Raw genomic sequence first — 16,458 nt, forward strand, 5'->3', positions numbered from 1 at the left:
GAGTTTTCAAATTGTTCGGTTACTTCCGAATGATTTTATAAGTAAGATAACCGATAAAAATTAATAAAATAATAGAAATTCCTAAAAAAGATAAGAATAAGATATCTTGATGGAAACCTACTTTAGTATATGAGTTGGCAACTGATTTTGAAAGAACATGAACTTCTTTTGTTCTTATCCCTCTTAAATAGTAAACCCATATTCCAATTAATGTAAATATACTCCCAAGTATTAAAATTAATGACTCTAAGTTCTCTAAAACCTTCTTTCCCTTATCTGTTATTTTATAATAAACCCACTTGCTATAACTCTCTTTTTCAACTAGTCCCATTTTATATAATACATTCAAATGCTCACTTATTGTTGATTTTGATTTACCTAATTTTTCTGATAATTCAGAAACAGTATAATTCCTTTCATTCAATAATTTTAGAATATCAATTTTTGTTTTTAATATTCTCATCATTTATCCACCAATTTGGCATCCTTAACAATATAAACCCCACTTATACCATCCCAAATAATTTCATAATCAACCACTTCAATCCTCTTTTTAAAAAATGGTGCATCAAATACAAATGTCTCCGCTTCCCCCCCTTCAAATGCCTTATTTATTTGGTATTTTTCACAAATCTTTAATAATTTATCAATATTCTCTTCCGTAATCCTTTTACCAAGCCATTCCTTCCCTAAACCATAGGCAGAAACCCCCACTATCCTAACATCAAAGAACTTTGCAACATCTCTTAAAATCAACTCCTGATTTTTATGCCATAAGGGAGCAAAGGATTTTATCCCAATCTCTTCACATATATGGTCGATTCTTGTTCTTTGGTATTCGCTTGCCAATGCTCCACTCACAACTCCATCTATATCTAACTTCTCTAAAACCTTTTTTAAATCTAATACCTCTTTCTCTTTTTCCCCTTTTGTATAAACCCTTACCAAAGGAATACCAACACTTTCAGAAATAAGATCCGTGAGTTCAACGTTTGGAATGTGGAACATGTAACTCTCTTTATTTTTTGAAATGACATTTACCAAATACTTAACTTCCCAACCTTGATGTAATGCCCACCAAAGAGCATAGGTTGAATCTTTTCCTCCTGAATACAGAGAAGCAACCTTCATAATTCCACTCACTTATGCTTTATTTTATTGTTTTTTAAAGAAAATAAATTTATGTAAAGATTTCATAGTTATAGCCATTTTGCAATCAAACGACAATCCTAATAAATCCGATAATATTTTACAACGTAAACGATTATATTCTATTTGACATTTAAATTTAGTGTTGTTTTAATTGTTGAAATCAATCCGTAAAGTATATATAGATAGTTTAGGAAATAAATTTCCGATATGTTGGAAATAGTTTTCCGACCATAACAAGGGGGTCAAAAGATGAGTGACATAGAAAAGGTAATACAATTTGTAAAGGAAAATGGCGTTAAATTCTTAAGATTCCAGTTTGTTGACATTTTAGGATTCCCAAAGAATGTTGCATACCCAATAAAAGAAGGGGAAAAGGGATTGGATGAATTAAGAGACATTTTAGAAAATGGAGTTTACTTTGACGGTTCCTCAATTGCAGGATTTGTTGGAATTCAAGAATCCGATATGATTTTAAAGCCTGATGTTTCAACATTCTCAGTTCTTCCATGGAGACCAAATGAAAAATGCGTAGCAAGAGTTATCTGTGATGTTTACAGAACAGAAGGAAAACCATTTGAAGGAGATCCAAGAAGTTGTTTAAAGAAAATATTGGATGAATTAAAAGAAGAAATGAATGGGGAGTACTTCGTTGGTCCAGAACCAGAGTTTTTCATATTAAAGAGAGACCCACATAACCCACACAAATGGGTTCCTGCTGACGATGGTGGATACTTTGATGTCGAGCCATTAGACGAAGCACCAGACATTAGAAGAGACATCGTCCTTGCATTAGAAAACCTTGGTTTCCATGTTGAGGCATCCCACCACGAAGTCGCTCCAGGACAGCATGAAGTTGACTTCAAATTTGACAATGCATTAAAAACAGCAGATAGTGTTGTAACATTCAAAACAACAATCAAAGCAATTGCTTACAAGCATGGTTTAAAGGCAACATTCATGCCAAAACCATTCTTTGGAATGAACGGAAACGGTATGCACTGCCACCAAAGTGTCTGGCTTAATGGAGAACCTTCATTCTACGACCCAGATGCAAAATACCAATTAAGTGAAACCTGTATGCAATACATCGCAGGTATATTAAACCACGCTAAGGCAATCGTTGCAATTACAAACCCAACAGTTAACTCATACAAGAGATTAGTTCCAGGTTATGAGGCTCCTGTAAACATCGCATGGGCAAACAAAAACAGAAGTGCTATCATTAGAGTTCCTGCAGCAAGAGGAAAAGGTACAAGAATTGAGTTCAGAGCTCCAGACCCAACATGCAACCCATACTTAGCATTCACAGTAATGCTTGCTGCAGGATTAGATGGAATTAAGAAGAAGATGGAAGCTCCAGAACCAGTTGAGAAGAACATCTTCAAGATGGGTGAAGAAGAGAAGAAACAACTTGGAATTGAATCAGTTCCATCCAACTTGAAAGAAGCATTAGATGAATTAGAATGCGACGAAGTATTGCAAAAAGCATTAGGTAATCACATCTACGAAAACTTCATGGAAATTAAGAGAGAAGAATGGGATGGATTCAGAACTTCAATTACAAACTGGGAGTTGGACAACTACTTGATATACTAAATCAACTCCCTTTCTTTTTATTTTATTTGCCACTAAATTCATACATTTAAATTTTTGATAATAATTGATGAAAAAATATAAAAATAATGAGTTACAATGGATTTTTGCAATCTTGCTATTGTCCTAACTCCCGTTTTATGGGGGTTGGGGTAAAGGTCGATGACCCAATGGAGCATTTTGTGGGGACTCCCGCCCACAAACACTGTGATGAAGTCGGGGAGGCTAAGGGAGAGATATTAGTTGTTTGCGTTAAATATTGGAAAAATACCTTAATAAATTTAAGGAAGATTTACAACCTATTTTAAAATTTTAAGACAAATATAACCATTTAAGAATTTGGAATATATGAATATCCACTGCAACCTTCGGTTGCAGGGAAGTTGGATAATTATAGATTATCCAACTATTCCAATAAAATTCGCAAACAACTAATAGTTGCCCACGGAATTAGTGATGGCTATTGAATATAAAAAATTCTAAATATCAATAAAATATTCTTTAAATTTAATGAGGCATAACCAATCATAACGTAGGCAACCATAGTTAAAAATAAGAATAAAACTATTTTTCGTTGTTAAAATTAAATTTAATAGAAAAACAGCCAACAATAATAAAAAAGGAGGATTAACTATGGCAAAGTTTAAAGTTGTAGTTGCTGACCCAAAAGAAGGAAAATGCTACCAAATGGAAGTTGAAACAGATGCATTAATTGGGAAAAAGATTGGCGATATTGTAGATGGAAAAATCGTTGGATTGGAAGGATACAAGTTACAAATCACTGGTGGTTCTGACCAGTGTGGATTCCCAATGAGACCAGATGTTCACGGCAGTGGAAGAGTAAGAATCTTATTAAGTAAGGGCCCAGGATTTAAGCCAAAAGAAAAAGGTGAAAGAAGAAGAAAAACTGTAAGAGGAAATACAATATCAAGTGACATTGTTCAAGTAAACACAAAAATTGTTGAGTATGGGGACAAATCTGTCTCTGAATTATTAGGTTTAGGTGGAGGAGAAGAATAATTTTTTAATCTTTTTTATTTTTGATTTTTGAGTTACATCTGTTTTTGGTTTTATTTTGGGTTTTTACGTGAACTATAAAAATCATTAATGCTATTATTTTTATATGCGATAATTTAATTTAATGTTAATTCTGATGATTAATAGCAATATTTAAAGATTACCGAGAGGGATATCATGACTAAAAGAAGACAATCAGAAGTTAATATTGGAATGGTGGGGCACGTTGACCATGGAAAAACTTCATTAACAAGGGCATTGACTGGAGTTTGGACTGACACACATAGTGAGGAGTTGAAGAGAGGAATCTCTATTAGGTTGGGATATGCAGATTGTGAAATAAGGAAGTGTCCAAAATGTCCAGAGCCAGAGGCATATACAATAAAGGAAGTCTGTCCTAAATGTGGTTCTAAAACAAAGTTTTTAAGGAAAGTATCTTTTGTTGACTCCCCAGGACATGAGACATTAATGGCTACCATGCTCTCTGGAGCATCTTTAATGGATGGGGCTATTTTGGTTATTGCTGCAAATGAACCATGCCCACAACCTCAAACAAAAGAACATTTAATGGCATTAGATATTTTAGGGGTTAAAAATATCATTATAGTACAGAATAAGATTGATTTAGTTGATGAAGAAAAGGCATGGGAAAACTATAAACAAATTAAGGAGTTTGTAAAGGGAACTGTTGCAGAAAACGCCCCAATAATTCCAATTTCAGCACATCATGAGGCAAATCTTGACGTACTTTTAAAGGCAATCCAAGATTTCATCCCAACACCAGAGAGAAATCCTGAATTACCCCCAAGAATGTATGTTGCAAGAAGTTTTGATGTTAATAAGCCGGGAACTGAAATAAAGAAATTAAAAGGTGGGGTTTTAGGGGGAAGTATTATTCAGGGGATTTTAGAGGTTGGAAAAGAAATTGAAATAAGACCAGGAATCCAAGTTACAGAGGGTAATAAAACATACTGGAAACCATTAACAACAAAGATTGTTTCACTTGCAGCAGGAGGGAAGGGTGTTAAAAAAGCATATCCTGGAGGTTTAGTTGGGGTTGGAACTGAATTGGACCCTTCATTGACAAAATCAGATTACTTAAGCGGTAGTGTTTTAGGAGAGCCGGGAACTTTGCCACCAGTACGTGAGAGAATTACTATAAAAGCACATCTATTGGACAGGGTTGTTGGTTCAAAAGAGGAACTTGTTATAGAGCCATTAAGAACAAGTGAGGTTTTAATGATTAACGTTGGAACTGCAACAACTGTTGGAGTTATCACCTCTGCAAGAGGAGATATTGCAGATATAAAATTAAAACTTCCAATCTGTGCAGATAAAGGGGATAGAGTTGCATTGAGCAGAAGAATCGGTTCAAGATGGAGATTAATTGGATATGGAATTATTCAATAAATTTTTTTATTTTCTGATAGTGTGATTTAACACTATTAAAATTAAAACCAAAACGCTCATCTTATAATTTTATGAGCGTCGAAGTATATAAGTTATTCATACCAAAGGATGAGGAGTGTATTGCAATTATAAGGGAGATTAGATGGAGTGATAGATATATTTGCCCATATTGTGGTTCGAAAGATGTTGTTTTAAAAGGCAAAGAGCGTTTATTTTTTTGGTGGTGGTATGGATTTATCCATAATTTTAAAAAAGAAAGGGGTTATAAGGAAAAAAATTGAGGAATTGGAAAACAAAAATTTAAATGTTAACGATTATTGGGTTGAGTGTGATTTTAATAACCCAAAGGATTTATTTTTTGGTGGAGGGGACGGAAGTTTTAACAATATTGATTATATTTCCTACTCGTTGTATATGATTGGGAGTATCTCCTATTTGCATAGAGTTGGTGAAAAGATAGAGAGGGCAAAATCCAGTTATGATATTGATATTATACAACCATATGTTTCTGTTAGAGATAGATTAAGACTCTATATGCTAACAATGGAATTGAAAAATGCACTATGGACTTTAGAAAATAAGGGTGTTGATTACTATTTAATTGATGGCTCGCTATATTCTCTTTTAATCCAAACACACACCTATGGTTCAAAATACGTGGATGTTGAAGAGATATACAATAATTATAGCAAAGAAATAAAGAATTTAATTGAAGAGGAAATTAAAAGTGGGGATATTCGCATAACATCAAATAATATTGAAGTTGAAGATAAAAATGAAAAAATTGTATTAGAGCAAGTTGAATACATAATAACTTTTTTGGAGTTGTTAAAAAAGTATAAGGATAGATTAATAGGCATCTCAAAAACTTCAAAGATAAACATATATTTCAAAAATGCACTAATGCCAGATATTGCAGTATTTTCAAAAAATACAAAAAATAGTGGATATTCAATACCGATAAGTATTGAAAATTTAAAAAAAGAGATGGAGGAAATAGAAGAAATGGAAAAAAATAGCAACAAACTCAAAAGAAAACATGATTACTTAAAAAGAATAATAAACAACATTGAATATATAAATAAATTTGAGAACGTTTTAGACAATCTCTACCTGCAATTTGTTAGGTTAGAGAATAATAAAGGTATCCTTGGAATCTCTTCATTAAAACCTATAGATGAACATGTACTATCAAGTTTAAGAGAAATCTCTGTAAACGGCTACCCATATATATTAAAAAAATCCCATGAAAATGTTGAGATAACGGATGATGCATTAGAGATGTGTGCAAAAATTCTAAAGATTAATGAGACTGTTGATAGGTATCTCCTCAAAAAGCAGAGAAGAATGGGTTTATGATTTTTATTATTTTTTTATCCATCAACTTCGTCAAATAACGAATATAATTACAACAAAATCGAAATGTTTTTATACAAAAAATTTGAAGGTATAGACATGGAAAAGATAGCAATACATATTACTGGGGATATAGTATTGTCAGAGAATCCTGGAAAGGCAATGAAGAAGTGGCGGGAACTCTTTAACATCCCGCAAATTGAGGTAGCAAGATATTTAGGGGTTACTCCCTCTGTTGTAAGTGATTATGAAGTTGGGAGAAGGAGAAATCCTGGAGTTGGAATGATAAAAAAATACGTCCATGCTTTGATTGAGATAGATAAGGAAAAGGGAGGACACACCCTTAAAGCATTGAGAAGAATATTGGATACCCCTCCATCTATAAAGGCAATACTTTCCATTAAAGAATATGAGAATCCAATAACTATTGAAGAATTTGCCAGAACAATTGATGCAAAAATTGCATATGGAGAAAATTTGGGCAATATCATTTACGGGCATACTGTTGTAGATAGCATAAAGGCAATCCTTGAAATGGATGGGCAGGATTTTTTAAACCTCTATGGCTGGACTACTGAGAGGGCTTTGGTATTTACAAATGTCTCTTCTGGAAGGAGTCCAATGGTTGCTATAAGAGTTAGTAACATGAAGCCAAGGGTTGTTGTTTTCCAAGGAGTTCAAGAGATAGATGCACTTGCCATAAAATTGGCTGAGGTTGAGAATATTCCCCTACTAATCACCAAATTGGATATAAGAGAGTTATTAAAAAGATTGTCTGATATTAAATAGCAGATGAAATAAGTGGGATGAAGCGCCATATCGTTGCATCCTGAAAATACTTAATAAAAAGGTGAAATTATGAAAGTGGGAATTGTTGGTTATGGAGCATACATTCCAAAGTATAGGATAAAGGTTGAAGAGATTGCAAGGGTTTGGGGAAAAAATGCAGAGAGTATAAAAAAGGGATTAGTTGTCAATGAAAAAAGTGTCCCAAGTCCTGATGAAGATACAGCAACAATAGCAGTTGCAGCAGCAAGAAATGCCTTAAAAAGGGCAGGGATTGAGGGGAAGAAAATTGGGGCTATCTATGTGGGGAGTGAAAGCCACCCTTATGCTGTAAAACCAACATCAACCATTGTGGCAGAGGCAATTGAGGCAACTCCTGACTTAACATCTGCTGATTTGGAGTTTGCATGTAAGGCAGGAACTGCAGGCATTCAAATGTGCATGGGGTTAGTCGGGAGTGGAATTATTGAATATGGTTTAGGTATTGGGGCAGATACTGCCCAAGGAGCCCCAGGGGATGCATTGGAATATACAGCAGCAGCAGGGGGAGCGGCATATATAATTGGAAACAAGAAGGATGAGTTAATTGCTATTTTTAATGGAACCTACTCATTTACAACAGATACGCCGGACTTTTGGAGAAGAGAAGGGCAACCATACCCGAGACATGGGGGGAGATTTACTGGAGAGCCTGCCTATTTTAAGCATGTTTTGAGTGCAGCAAAAGGGCTAATGGAAAAGATGGGAACAACACCAGAGGATTATGATTACTGTGTTTTCCACCAACCAAATGGAAAATTCTACATAAAAGCAGCAAAAACGCTTGGATTTAAAGAAGAGCAATACAAAAATGGATTGTTAACTCCTTACTTAGGAAACACATATTCAGGAGCAGTTCCTTTGGGATTATCCAATATATTAGATAATGCAAAAGAAGGAGATAGGATTTTGGCTGTCTCTTATGGAAGTGGGGCAGGAAGTGATGCATTTGACTTAACTGTAACAAAGAGAATTGAGGAAGTTAAAGATAAAGCCCCAAAAACAATGGAAATGCTTAACGATAAGATTTACATTGATTATGCAACCTACGTCAAGTTTAGAGGAAAAATTAAGATGTGAAAATTATTTTGAGATGTGATATAATGATTGAAAAAATAAAGAAGGACTTTGAGGAATTTAAAGATAAGATATATGGTATATTGTTATATGGTTCTTACGCAAAAAATGAATATACAGAGAGAAGTGATTTGGATATTTGTTTGGTTGGGGCTGAAAAAGATATTTATTTAGAAATCTTAGGAAAATTGGGGAATAAATATGACATAAAAATCTTTGAAGACCTCCCACTTTATATAAAAATGGATGTTATAAAAAACCATAAAGTTATTTGGGGAGATGAACTGGAACTTTCAGAATATTTCTACAAATTCAGAAAGACTTGGAGGGATATGGAAAAAAGGATTAGGGAGAATCAGTTTGAAAATGTGAGGGAGAAGGTCTTTTTGAGGAGGAGATTTAATGGAAAGAAAAAAGAGATATTTGGAAAAACTTGAAAAGTTTGAAGAAGAATATTACTTCATAAAGGAGCATAAAATTGAGGATGAAGTTACAAAAAGGGCACTGTTATATTCCGTTTCCCATTCCCATAGCTTATCATAACATTTAATAACTTATCATACGAACAGACGGCTATGGGAATGGGTTGTCCTCAACCCATAGCTTCATTGAGAACACCGTTCTCTCTGCTATGGGTTCATTGGTCTTTGGGCTGAACGGAGACAGCCCCATAAAATTAAAAACAACTATCTCATCTGCCTCGAAGGCAGAGCCCTCTCATCGCTAACCTATATATTTAAGATAAGCTTATATTTATATGTTATGGTATGATACAGAAACTAAGGAACTGTTTCAAACCCTCCAAGTGTGTGTTGATGTTGCGATGGATGTTGTAGCAATGCTTGTTAAAGATGTTGGATTAAATGTTGAGGATGATTACACAAACATTGAAAAACTTCTAAATCATAATATTATTACAAAAGAAGAAGCAACCTTACTAAAACAATACAACGGGCTTAGAAATGCAATTGTTCATAAATATGATAAATTAAATTTGGAAGTTGTAAAAGAAGGACTAAAAAGAATTGATGAACTCTATGAAATAATAATTAAACTCATTGAATTTTATGAAAAGGTGGAACAATGAGAGATGTTGCAATCATTGGTTATGGACAGACGAAATTCGGTGAGTTGTGGGAAAAATCATTCAGAGAACTCATCGTTGAGGCAGGAGTTAAGGCAATAAATGAGGCAAATGTGGATGGGAAGGACATTGATGCAATGTATATAGGAAATATGAGTGGAGGTTTGTTTGTTGGGCAAGAACACATTGCTGCATTAATTGCTGACCATGCTGGCTTAAATCCAATCCCATGCACAAGAGTAGAGGCGGCATGTGCATCTGGAAGTTTGGCTTTGAGGAATGCTGTCTTATCAGTTGCGAGTGGGTATCATGATGTTGTTTTGGTTGGTGGTGTGGAAAAGATGACTGATGTTAGTGATGCGACCTCTGCTATTGCTTCCGCATCAGACCAAGAATGGGAGGCATTTTTTGGGGCAACATTCCCATCCCTATATGCAATGATGGCAAGGAGATATATGTATGAATATGGCTTAACAATAGAAGAACTCTCAATGTGGAGCGTTATTATGCATGAGAACGCATCAAAAAACAAATATGCTCAATTCCCATTTAAAGTAACATTGGAGCAGGTAATTAACGCCTCTCCTGTTGCAGAGCCACTGACTTTGATGCACTGCTCGCCAATCTCTGATGGTGCAAGTGCATTAATTGTTTGTGAAGCGGAGAAGGCAAAGGAATTTGTTAATAGTGATGATATCATCTACATCAAGGCATCAACACAGGCATCAGATACGATGGCTTTGCATGATAGAGAGAGTATGACGACATTAAAGGCTGCAAAAGTTGCAAGTGAGAAGGCATATAAAATGGCAGGAATAGAGGCAGATAAAATTGATGTTGCAGAGGTGCATGATTGCTTTGCTATAAATGGACTGATTTTAATTGAGGACTTGGGATTCTGTAAAAAAGGAGAGGCAGGAAAAGTTGTTTATGATGGAAAAATAAAGGTTGATTATGATGGATTCCCAACAATAAATCCAAGTGGTGGACTAAAAGCAGCGGGACATGCGTTAGGGGCTACTGGGATTAGACAAGTTGGGGAAATATATTGGCAATTAAAGCAAGATAAGGAATGCAAAGATAGGCAGGCAAATATTAAGCATGGTTATGGGATAACTGTAAATGTAGGGGGAACTGGAGGAACTGTTTGTGTCCATATCCTTTCAGATAAGAGATAAATGGGGGATATTATGGACAAAATTTTAAAATCCCTTATTAAATTCTTTGCATTATTTGTTGGATTTGTTACATTGGATTTCGTAGTTGAGTATTATTTATTTGATGGATTGGCAGTTTATCTGTAGGTTTCTGCTGCTATGGCATTTGTAGTTTTGATGGTGCTCGTTATAATATACACAAAATTTAGGAATGAATTTGACACATACCTTAAAAAGTTTTGGCAGTTTATTGGAATAATAAACCCACATCATAAAAAATAATAAGAAACAATTAAAACAAATAATAAAGCGTGATTGTTTATGTGCAGTTGCAACCTTTACTTAAATGATGAATTAGTTATGGAAGACGTTATTTTAGTGGAGAAAAAAGATAATAAAATCATAGCGGTTGATTTGTTTGGAGACAGAAAGGAATTTGAGGGAGAAATTAAAAAAATTGACTTAAACAACAATAAAATTATCATTGGATAAGCAAAGCATTATACTTTATTATACAACAAAATTATCATAGGTTGAGAACATGGTAGTTAGAACATGGAGGCATATAAGTGAAAGATATAACTTAATTGGTGTTAAATGTAAAAATTGCGGGACAGTTTATTTCCCTTCAAGAGTGTTATGCCCAAAGTGTAGGAGAAAGACACAAATGGAAAAAGTAAAATTAAGTGGAAAAGGAAAGGTCTATACTTATTCAGTTGTCCACACACCGCCAAAGGAATTTGAAAAAATTGCCCCATACATTATAGCGATAGTAGAACTCGAGGAAGGAGCAAAGGTAACTGCTCAAATTGTGGATTGTGATAAAGATAAAATTTACATAGGAATGCCAGTTGAGGCAGTGTTTAGAAGGATAAAAGAAGACGGGGAAGATGGTATTATAAGTTATGGATACAAATTTAAGCCAATTGTAGGAAATTAACTAATAATATTTTCTTTTTATTTTTTTAATATTAATTTATAGATTTGTTGTATCCCAAAATTGTTTTGCAGTTCATGGTCATGACATCACCTCACTACTACAATCGACACTTTTAAAATATGCTTCATAAGGAGTTTTAAAACCAATGAACGATGTGGTTTTATTCGATTATGTCAATTTATGAACCCCTCTAAACTATTAAACTTGTCTAATCGATATTCAATTAGACGAAAACCTTCGGTTTTCGTTGCTCACTTGCTACTGCAAGCGACTTCTCTATTTATCCTTTCAACTTTTCCTATCGTTTGAGGATGTCTAACAGAGGTTCTTATATGTGAAATATGATTCTCTGTCAAAAACTTCTATTTTTTTAAATCTTTCTGTCGTTAAGTTTACTCCCCTCTCATATTATTAACATCTTCTTTTTTATTACATATTGGTGCGAAATAATTTTGGGATACAACAGAGGTAAAATACCCAACATAAAATATTTATATCAAAACAAAAAAATAAATAAAAACTTTAATTAGTGGTATTTATGAAGTCATTATCATTAGTTTTGTTATTGTGTATATTAGGTTCTTTGATGCATGTTTTTGCTGAGGACTATAAAGATGTTCCACCAATTGTGCCTGATGAATCAGAGTTAAAGCCCGTGGACCCAAATAAAAAGTTTGGAGATGAGGGAATTAGCCCAATTGTTATTGGAGGAATAGTTGTTGTGATTTTGGTTGGAGGATATTTTGGATATAGATATTTGAAAAACAGATAAACCTAAATCATATTTTTTAGTTTTTAATATTTATATATTCCACCTAATCGATTAGGTGATAACATGCTAAGAATTTTTAAAATAATGTTTTTTTATTTTTATTACTAATGCCCTTATACTATTTATCGTGCTTAAAAAGAGGGTGAAATTATGAGAAGACTGTTATTGTTAATCTTAGCATTATTGCTTTTAACTCCTATATGCAATGAGTGGGAATGCTTTATGGTTAGAGAAAGATTACGGCACATCGATGTTTTTGGCGGCTAATGAAACTCTGAGAAATTTGCCCATAAATGATAACGAGAGTTTTGAGTTGGAGTATGATGTGTATGTTGAAAATTACGAAGCTACCAAAAAATGGCAACCATTACACATGATAAGTGTTGCTATAAACACAAGCACAAGTGGGACAAATGGTCAAGTAAGTAGTACTCAATCTTACTCCATAGCATTAACGGCAGATGGTAGCCTTGATGTATATTCTAATTTAGGATATCCACAATCATCGAGCATAACTAAAACAGATAATTTCTCAAAATATGAAAGTTCAGATGCATGGATTGGTGAAGAGCATAGAGTAAAAATTGAAATTAATAAAATCAATAGCACAAATTTTGAAGCTAAATATTATGTTGATGGAGATTTGATTGGAATATGGAACACATCAATGATTAATGATAAAAATTGGCAAAACTTAAGCTTTGATAAAGTTTGTGCGAATCTTGGATTTACATTTGGTTGCAATAGTCCAAACACCACATTTAAAATGGCAATTGATAATTTGAGAATAAAATTACCAAATGGAACAGTTATGGAGGAGGATTTTGAAGATAATGATTGGAATAGAATATTTGGTTACTGTCCTCCAATAAATGAAAAACGTAAATATAGAATAGATCCAGCTCCAAACCAGCCAGTAAAAACGCCAATTCCCATTAGTGTTTTAGTTTTAACATTAACAATAATTCCAATAGTTTTGTTGAGAAATAAAAAATCATAATACAAACCTTTATATACTATGCCACCAATCTTTTTCTATAAGATTTTTAAGGAATGCTATTTTCAAAAAAGGAATTTCCTAGAGAAATTTAAAAAATATTTAGTTTCCTTTTTTGAAAGGGCATTCAATTCAAAATGGACATTATTGTATTTTTTTACTAAATTTTGTCTATTTTGATTAAAGCAATTTTATAAGATTAAAGAAGTGAAAATATGGGTTTTAAAGAATTAGGTTTATCTGAGAATACATTAAAGGCATTAGAGAAAAAAGGATTTAAAGAACCTACTGAAATTCAGGAAAAAACAATTCCAATTCTTTTAAATGGAGATATTGATGTCGTAGGGCAGGCACAAACAGGAACAGGAAAGACGGCAGCATTTGGATTGCCATTAATTGAAAAGATTGATGAGAACTCAAAAGACGTTCAGGCACTTATCTTAACTCCTACAAGAGAATTATCTATCCAAGTTTCAGAAGAAATAGATTCTTTAAAAGGAAATAAAAATCTAAAAATACTTCCTGTTTATGGGGGACAACCAATTGAACCGCAAATAAGGCAATTAAAAAGGGGCGTTCACATAGTAGTTGGAACTCCTGGGAGAATATTAGACCACATTAAAAGAGGTAGTTTAAATTTAAAAAATATCTCCTATTTGGTTTTAGATGAGGCAGATGAAATGTTAAACATGGGATTCATTGATGATGTAGAGGAGATTTTAAGGCACACCAACAAAAATAAAAGAGTTCTTCTCTTCTCTGCAACATTGCCAAGAACCATATTAAATTTAGCAAAAAGGTATATGGGAGAATATAAATTAGTAAGTGTAAAAAAAGAAACACTCACCACAAATTTAGTGGAGCAGATTTATTATGAGGTCTCCAATTCAAAGAAATTTGATGCATTATGCAGGGTTATAGATGTTGAAGATGATTTCTATGGATTGGTGTTTTGTAAAACAAGGGCAGATGTAAATGAAGTTGCAAATAAACTTGTTGAAAATGGATATGAAGCAGATGCATTGCATGGAGATATTGCTCAAAAGCAAAGAGAAAGGATACTAAACAAATTCAAGAAAAAGAGAATCAATATTTTGGTTGCTACAGATGTTGCTGCGAGAGGTATTGATATTAACAACTTAACACATGTGATAAACTACTCTCTCCCTCAAAATCCTGAATCCTATGTGCATAGAATAGGAAGAACGGGAAGAGCGGGGAAAAAAGGAACTGCTATAACCTTTATATCCCCAGATGAATATAGAAAACTCAACTATATCAAAAAAATTGCAAAGGCAAATATTAGAAAAGAAAAACTTCCTGAAAAAGAAGATATTACAAATGCAAAAAAATCAAAGATTTTGAATAAAATTGCAGAAATCATCAAATCAGAAAATTACTTAGAATACGTTGAATTGTCCCAGAAGTTAATTGAGGAATTTGGTGCAGAGAAGGCATTAGCAGGTCTTTTAAAGTATTATTTTAAAGATGGGTTGAATAAAAATAGTATAAGAACCCAGAAAAGAGTAATAAACACAAGAAGAGAGAGAAAAGCAAGATATTAATTTGCTTTTGTTTTTTATCTTCTATTATCCAATCAAGATTTACACTATTTTCAACAATTTTTGCCAATTTATCCATATTCTCTTCAAAAACCTTCCCATAATTATCTCCTTTTATCTCTTTTAGCCCTTTTCTCTTCCTCACGATATTAATCAAATAGTTCCTAAACTCATAGTTATCCAAAATCCCATGGAAATACGTTCCAATTAAGTAGGCATTCCCTATTTTCTTTATAGAACCATCAAAACCATCTCCCTTATTCCCAAAGCCCTTATCTAATTTGATAAGTGGTTTTTCATTAGAGTAAGTTATTCCTTCATGCAACTCATAACCTTCAACCTCAAAAACCTTCCCATCAATTTCCAAAATCCCTTTAGAGTTTTTTATTGCCTTCTCATTGCCAAAATATGTTATGGCACCAAATACCCCCAATCCCTCAATAGTTCCAACTTCACTTTCCTTCTTGTTTTCATCAACCAACACCTTCCCCATAACCTGATAACCCCCGCAAATTCCCAAAACAATACCTCCTTTTTTAATAAACTCCCAAATCTTCTTATCCATGCCATATTTTTTTATTAAATGCATTTCCTTTGTCGATGTTCTCGTCCCTGGAAGGATTAATATATCCCCTGTTATATTCTCCCCAAAATCAATAAATTTTATAAAAGCATCCCTTGATAATGCATCGACATCTGTAAAGTTGGAGATTTTTGAAAATCTCAAAACATTAACCTCTACCTTACTATTTAAATTTCCAAAGGTTTTTTTACTTTGCAATGCTTGACTATCCTCCTCAGGTAGAATTAGATTTTCATCATAAGGAATAATTCCCAAAACTGGAACGCCCGTTAGTTCTTCAATCTTCTCTATCCCGCTCTTTAAAACATCAACATTCCCCCTAAACTTATTTATCACAATTCCCTTTATCAATTTTCTCCAATTTTTAGGGAGGAGTTCAATAGTCCCATAAATTGATGCAAACACTCCTCCTCTGTCGATATCTGCAACTAAAATTGCCTTTGCATTAACCATCTCCGCAATTCTCAAATTTGCTATATCATCATCCAACAAATTAATCTCGCAACAACTTCCCGCCCCTTCCATAACAACATAATCATAATTCTTATCCAAATAATCCAAACTCTCTTTTATTTTTTTTAGGAAATAGTCCTTATTTTTCCTATATTCGTTATAATTCATATCCTTATATGGCTTTCCATGAACGATAACTTGGGAGATGAAGTTTCCCTTCGGTTTTAGTAAAATGGGGTTGAAGTGGATTGAAGGTTCTGTTTTTGCCGCCTTTGCTTGAGTATATTGAGCAACTGCAATCTCCCCATCTTCCTTAGCAACCCTTGAATTTAAACTCATATTTTGGGATTTGAATGGAGCTACTTTGTATCCTTTATTTGCCAAAATTCTACACAATGCTGAAACCAATACGGTTTTCCCACTATTTGAAGATGTTCCGACAACCATTATGAATTTTGCCATAATTTCACCAGATTCTTA

The 16,458-nt window shown here is 33.6% G+C and carries 20 protein-coding genes and 1 pseudogene; 17 read left to right on the forward strand and 4 right to left on the reverse strand.

Annotation, left to right across the window (positions count from 1 at the left end; translation table 11 throughout):
• Positions 1-19: 19 nt before the first annotated feature.
• A complete protein-coding gene (locus METFODRAFT_RS01015) occupies positions 20-466 on the reverse strand; it encodes a winged helix-turn-helix domain-containing protein (protein ID WP_007043651.1) in 447 nt (148 codons plus the stop codon).
• A complete protein-coding gene (locus METFODRAFT_RS01020; RefSeq protein ID WP_007043652.1) occupies positions 463-1,131 on the reverse strand; it encodes a diphthine--ammonia ligase in 669 nt (222 codons plus the stop codon). Before METFODRAFT_RS01020 ends, METFODRAFT_RS01015 begins: the two co-directional genes overlap by 4 nt.
• A gap of 270 nt (positions 1,132-1,401) precedes the next feature.
• Here METFODRAFT_RS01020 and glnA point away from each other — a divergent pair, with 270 nt between their 5' ends.
• From glnA to METFODRAFT_RS01070, 14 genes are all read left to right on the forward strand, one after another.
• Positions 1,402-2,748 (forward strand): type I glutamate--ammonia ligase, encoded by a 1,347-nt coding sequence (gene glnA, locus METFODRAFT_RS01025; RefSeq protein WP_007043653.1) that lies wholly within the window; start codon positions 1,402-1,404, stop codon positions 2,746-2,748.
• Between the two features lie 167 nt (positions 2,749-2,915).
• The gene (locus METFODRAFT_RS10840) at positions 2,916-3,053 is read left to right on the forward strand and encodes a hypothetical protein (RefSeq protein ID WP_159089908.1); all 138 of its coding nucleotides are present in this window, start codon (positions 2,916-2,918) and stop codon (positions 3,051-3,053) included.
• A 325-nt stretch (positions 3,054-3,378) separates the two neighbouring features.
• Positions 3,379-3,765, forward strand: coding sequence for a 30S ribosomal protein S6e (locus METFODRAFT_RS01030; RefSeq protein ID WP_007043655.1), 387 nt, complete (start codon positions 3,379-3,381; stop codon positions 3,763-3,765).
• Positions 3,766-3,939: 174 nt separating this feature from the next.
• Positions 3,940-5,172 (forward strand): translation initiation factor IF-2 subunit gamma, encoded by a 1,233-nt coding sequence (locus METFODRAFT_RS01035; RefSeq protein WP_007043656.1) that lies wholly within the window; start codon positions 3,940-3,942, stop codon positions 5,170-5,172.
• A gap of 71 nt (positions 5,173-5,243) precedes the next feature.
• Positions 5,244-5,453, forward strand: a complete 210-nt coding sequence (locus METFODRAFT_RS11265) for a transposase (protein ID WP_007043657.1) — start codon at positions 5,244-5,246, stop codon at positions 5,451-5,453.
• Complete coding sequence (locus METFODRAFT_RS01040) at positions 5,401-6,531, forward strand: DNA double-strand break repair nuclease NurA (RefSeq protein ID WP_007043658.1); 1,131 nt, start codon at positions 5,401-5,403, stop codon at positions 6,529-6,531. Before METFODRAFT_RS11265 ends, METFODRAFT_RS01040 begins: the two co-directional genes overlap by 53 nt.
• 96 nt (positions 6,532-6,627) lie before the next feature.
• Complete coding sequence (locus tag METFODRAFT_RS01045) at positions 6,628-7,317, forward strand: helix-turn-helix domain-containing protein (protein ID WP_048115200.1); 690 nt, start codon at positions 6,628-6,630, stop codon at positions 7,315-7,317.
• A 69-nt stretch (positions 7,318-7,386) separates the two neighbouring features.
• The gene (locus METFODRAFT_RS01050; protein WP_007043660.1) at positions 7,387-8,433 is read left to right on the forward strand and encodes a hydroxymethylglutaryl-CoA synthase; all 1,047 of its coding nucleotides are present in this window, start codon (positions 7,387-7,389) and stop codon (positions 8,431-8,433) included.
• A gap of 23 nt (positions 8,434-8,456) precedes the next feature.
• On the forward strand, positions 8,457-8,867 hold the full coding sequence (locus METFODRAFT_RS01055; RefSeq protein WP_007043661.1) for a nucleotidyltransferase domain-containing protein: 411 nt from the start codon (positions 8,457-8,459) through the stop codon (positions 8,865-8,867).
• Positions 8,833-8,973 carry a hypothetical protein gene (locus METFODRAFT_RS11000; protein WP_007043662.1) on the forward strand — a complete coding sequence of 47 codons (141 nt, stop codon included), beginning with the start codon at positions 8,833-8,835 and terminating at the stop codon, positions 8,971-8,973. The genes METFODRAFT_RS01055 and METFODRAFT_RS11000 overlap by 35 nt, the downstream gene beginning before the upstream one ends.
• A 214-nt stretch (positions 8,974-9,187) precedes the next feature.
• Positions 9,188-9,517 carry a DUF86 domain-containing protein gene (locus METFODRAFT_RS01060; protein WP_007043663.1) on the forward strand — a complete coding sequence of 110 codons (330 nt, stop codon included), beginning with the start codon at positions 9,188-9,190 and terminating at the stop codon, positions 9,515-9,517.
• A complete protein-coding gene (locus METFODRAFT_RS01065) occupies positions 9,514-10,692 on the forward strand; it encodes a thiolase domain-containing protein (protein ID WP_007043664.1) in 1,179 nt (392 codons plus the stop codon). The genes METFODRAFT_RS01060 and METFODRAFT_RS01065 overlap by 4 nt, the downstream gene beginning before the upstream one ends.
• Before the next feature lie 300 nt (positions 10,693-10,992).
• Positions 10,993-11,163 (forward strand): CooT family nickel-binding protein, encoded by a 171-nt coding sequence (locus tag METFODRAFT_RS09845; RefSeq protein ID WP_007043666.1) that lies wholly within the window; start codon positions 10,993-10,995, stop codon positions 11,161-11,163.
• 49 nt (positions 11,164-11,212) lie between these two features.
• Positions 11,213-11,611: a Zn-ribbon domain-containing OB-fold protein gene (locus METFODRAFT_RS01070; protein ID WP_007043667.1), complete on the forward strand. Its 399-nt coding sequence runs from the start codon at positions 11,213-11,215 to the stop codon at positions 11,609-11,611.
• Positions 11,612-11,689: 78 nt separating this feature from the next.
• Here the strand turns inward: METFODRAFT_RS01070 and METFODRAFT_RS11915 are convergent.
• A pseudogene (locus METFODRAFT_RS11915) lies at positions 11,690-11,973 on the reverse strand (hypothetical protein); the annotation flags it as partial.
• A 176-nt stretch (positions 11,974-12,149) separates the two neighbouring features.
• Between METFODRAFT_RS11915 and METFODRAFT_RS01075 the strand changes: the two are divergent.
• From METFODRAFT_RS01075 to METFODRAFT_RS01085, 3 genes are all read left to right on the forward strand, one after another.
• Positions 12,150-12,383, forward strand: a complete 234-nt coding sequence (locus METFODRAFT_RS01075; RefSeq protein WP_007043668.1) for a hypothetical protein — start codon at positions 12,150-12,152, stop codon at positions 12,381-12,383.
• Between the two features lie 283 nt (positions 12,384-12,666).
• Positions 12,667-13,383 (forward strand): hypothetical protein, encoded by a 717-nt coding sequence (locus tag METFODRAFT_RS01080; protein WP_141564028.1) that lies wholly within the window; start codon positions 12,667-12,669, stop codon positions 13,381-13,383.
• 212 nt (positions 13,384-13,595) lie between these two features.
• On the forward strand, positions 13,596-14,945 hold the full coding sequence (locus METFODRAFT_RS01085) for a DEAD/DEAH box helicase (protein ID WP_007043670.1): 1,350 nt from the start codon (positions 13,596-13,598) through the stop codon (positions 14,943-14,945).
• Here the strand turns inward: METFODRAFT_RS01085 and cobQ are convergent.
• Positions 14,863-16,440, reverse strand: a complete 1,578-nt coding sequence (gene cobQ / locus METFODRAFT_RS01090) for a cobyric acid synthase CobQ (RefSeq protein WP_007043671.1) — start codon at positions 16,438-16,440, stop codon at positions 14,863-14,865. The genes METFODRAFT_RS01085 and cobQ overlap by 83 nt on opposite strands.
• Positions 16,441-16,458: the final 18 nt, after the last annotated feature.

This window comes from Methanotorris formicicus Mc-S-70, assembly GCF_000243455.1.
GTDB lineage: Archaea > AGJL01 > Methanococci > Methanococcales > Methanococcaceae > Methanotorris > Methanotorris formicicus.

Coding starts and splice junctions, on each gene's coding strand:
- METFODRAFT_RS01075 (WP_007043668.1), top strand. CDS start 12,150: ATGAAGTCATTATCATTAGTTTTGTTATTGTGTATATTAGGTTCTTTG.
- METFODRAFT_RS10840 (WP_159089908.1), top strand. CDS start 2,916: ATGGAGCATTTTGTGGGGACTCCCGCCCACAAACACTGTGATGAAGTC.
- METFODRAFT_RS01020 (WP_007043652.1), bottom strand. CDS start 1,131: ATGAAGGTTGCTTCTCTGTATTCAGGAGGAAAAGATTCAACCTATGCT.
- METFODRAFT_RS09845 (WP_007043666.1), top strand. CDS start 10,993: ATGTGCAGTTGCAACCTTTACTTAAATGATGAATTAGTTATGGAAGAC.
- METFODRAFT_RS11265 (WP_007043657.1), top strand. CDS start 5,244: ATGAGCGTCGAAGTATATAAGTTATTCATACCAAAGGATGAGGAGTGT.
- METFODRAFT_RS01065 (WP_007043664.1), top strand. CDS start 9,514: ATGAGAGATGTTGCAATCATTGGTTATGGACAGACGAAATTCGGTGAG.
- METFODRAFT_RS01060 (WP_007043663.1), top strand. CDS start 9,188: ATGTTATGGTATGATACAGAAACTAAGGAACTGTTTCAAACCCTCCAA.
- METFODRAFT_RS11000 (WP_007043662.1), top strand. CDS start 8,833: ATGGAAAGAAAAAAGAGATATTTGGAAAAACTTGAAAAGTTTGAAGAA.
- METFODRAFT_RS01055 (WP_007043661.1), top strand. CDS start 8,457: ATGATTGAAAAAATAAAGAAGGACTTTGAGGAATTTAAAGATAAGATA.
- METFODRAFT_RS01085 (WP_007043670.1), top strand. CDS start 13,596: ATGGGTTTTAAAGAATTAGGTTTATCTGAGAATACATTAAAGGCATTA.
- glnA (WP_007043653.1), top strand. CDS start 1,402: ATGAGTGACATAGAAAAGGTAATACAATTTGTAAAGGAAAATGGCGTT.
- cobQ (WP_007043671.1), bottom strand. CDS start 16,440: ATGGCAAAATTCATAATGGTTGTCGGAACATCTTCAAATAGTGGGAAA.
- METFODRAFT_RS01045 (WP_048115200.1), top strand. CDS start 6,628: ATGGAAAAGATAGCAATACATATTACTGGGGATATAGTATTGTCAGAG.
- METFODRAFT_RS01040 (WP_007043658.1), top strand. CDS start 5,401: ATGGATTTATCCATAATTTTAAAAAAGAAAGGGGTTATAAGGAAAAAA.
- METFODRAFT_RS01030 (WP_007043655.1), top strand. CDS start 3,379: ATGGCAAAGTTTAAAGTTGTAGTTGCTGACCCAAAAGAAGGAAAATGC.
- METFODRAFT_RS01035 (WP_007043656.1), top strand. CDS start 3,940: ATGACTAAAAGAAGACAATCAGAAGTTAATATTGGAATGGTGGGGCAC.
- METFODRAFT_RS01070 (WP_007043667.1), top strand. CDS start 11,213: ATGGTAGTTAGAACATGGAGGCATATAAGTGAAAGATATAACTTAATT.
- METFODRAFT_RS01050 (WP_007043660.1), top strand. CDS start 7,387: ATGAAAGTGGGAATTGTTGGTTATGGAGCATACATTCCAAAGTATAGG.
- METFODRAFT_RS01015 (WP_007043651.1), bottom strand. CDS start 466: ATGATGAGAATATTAAAAACAAAAATTGATATTCTAAAATTATTGAAT.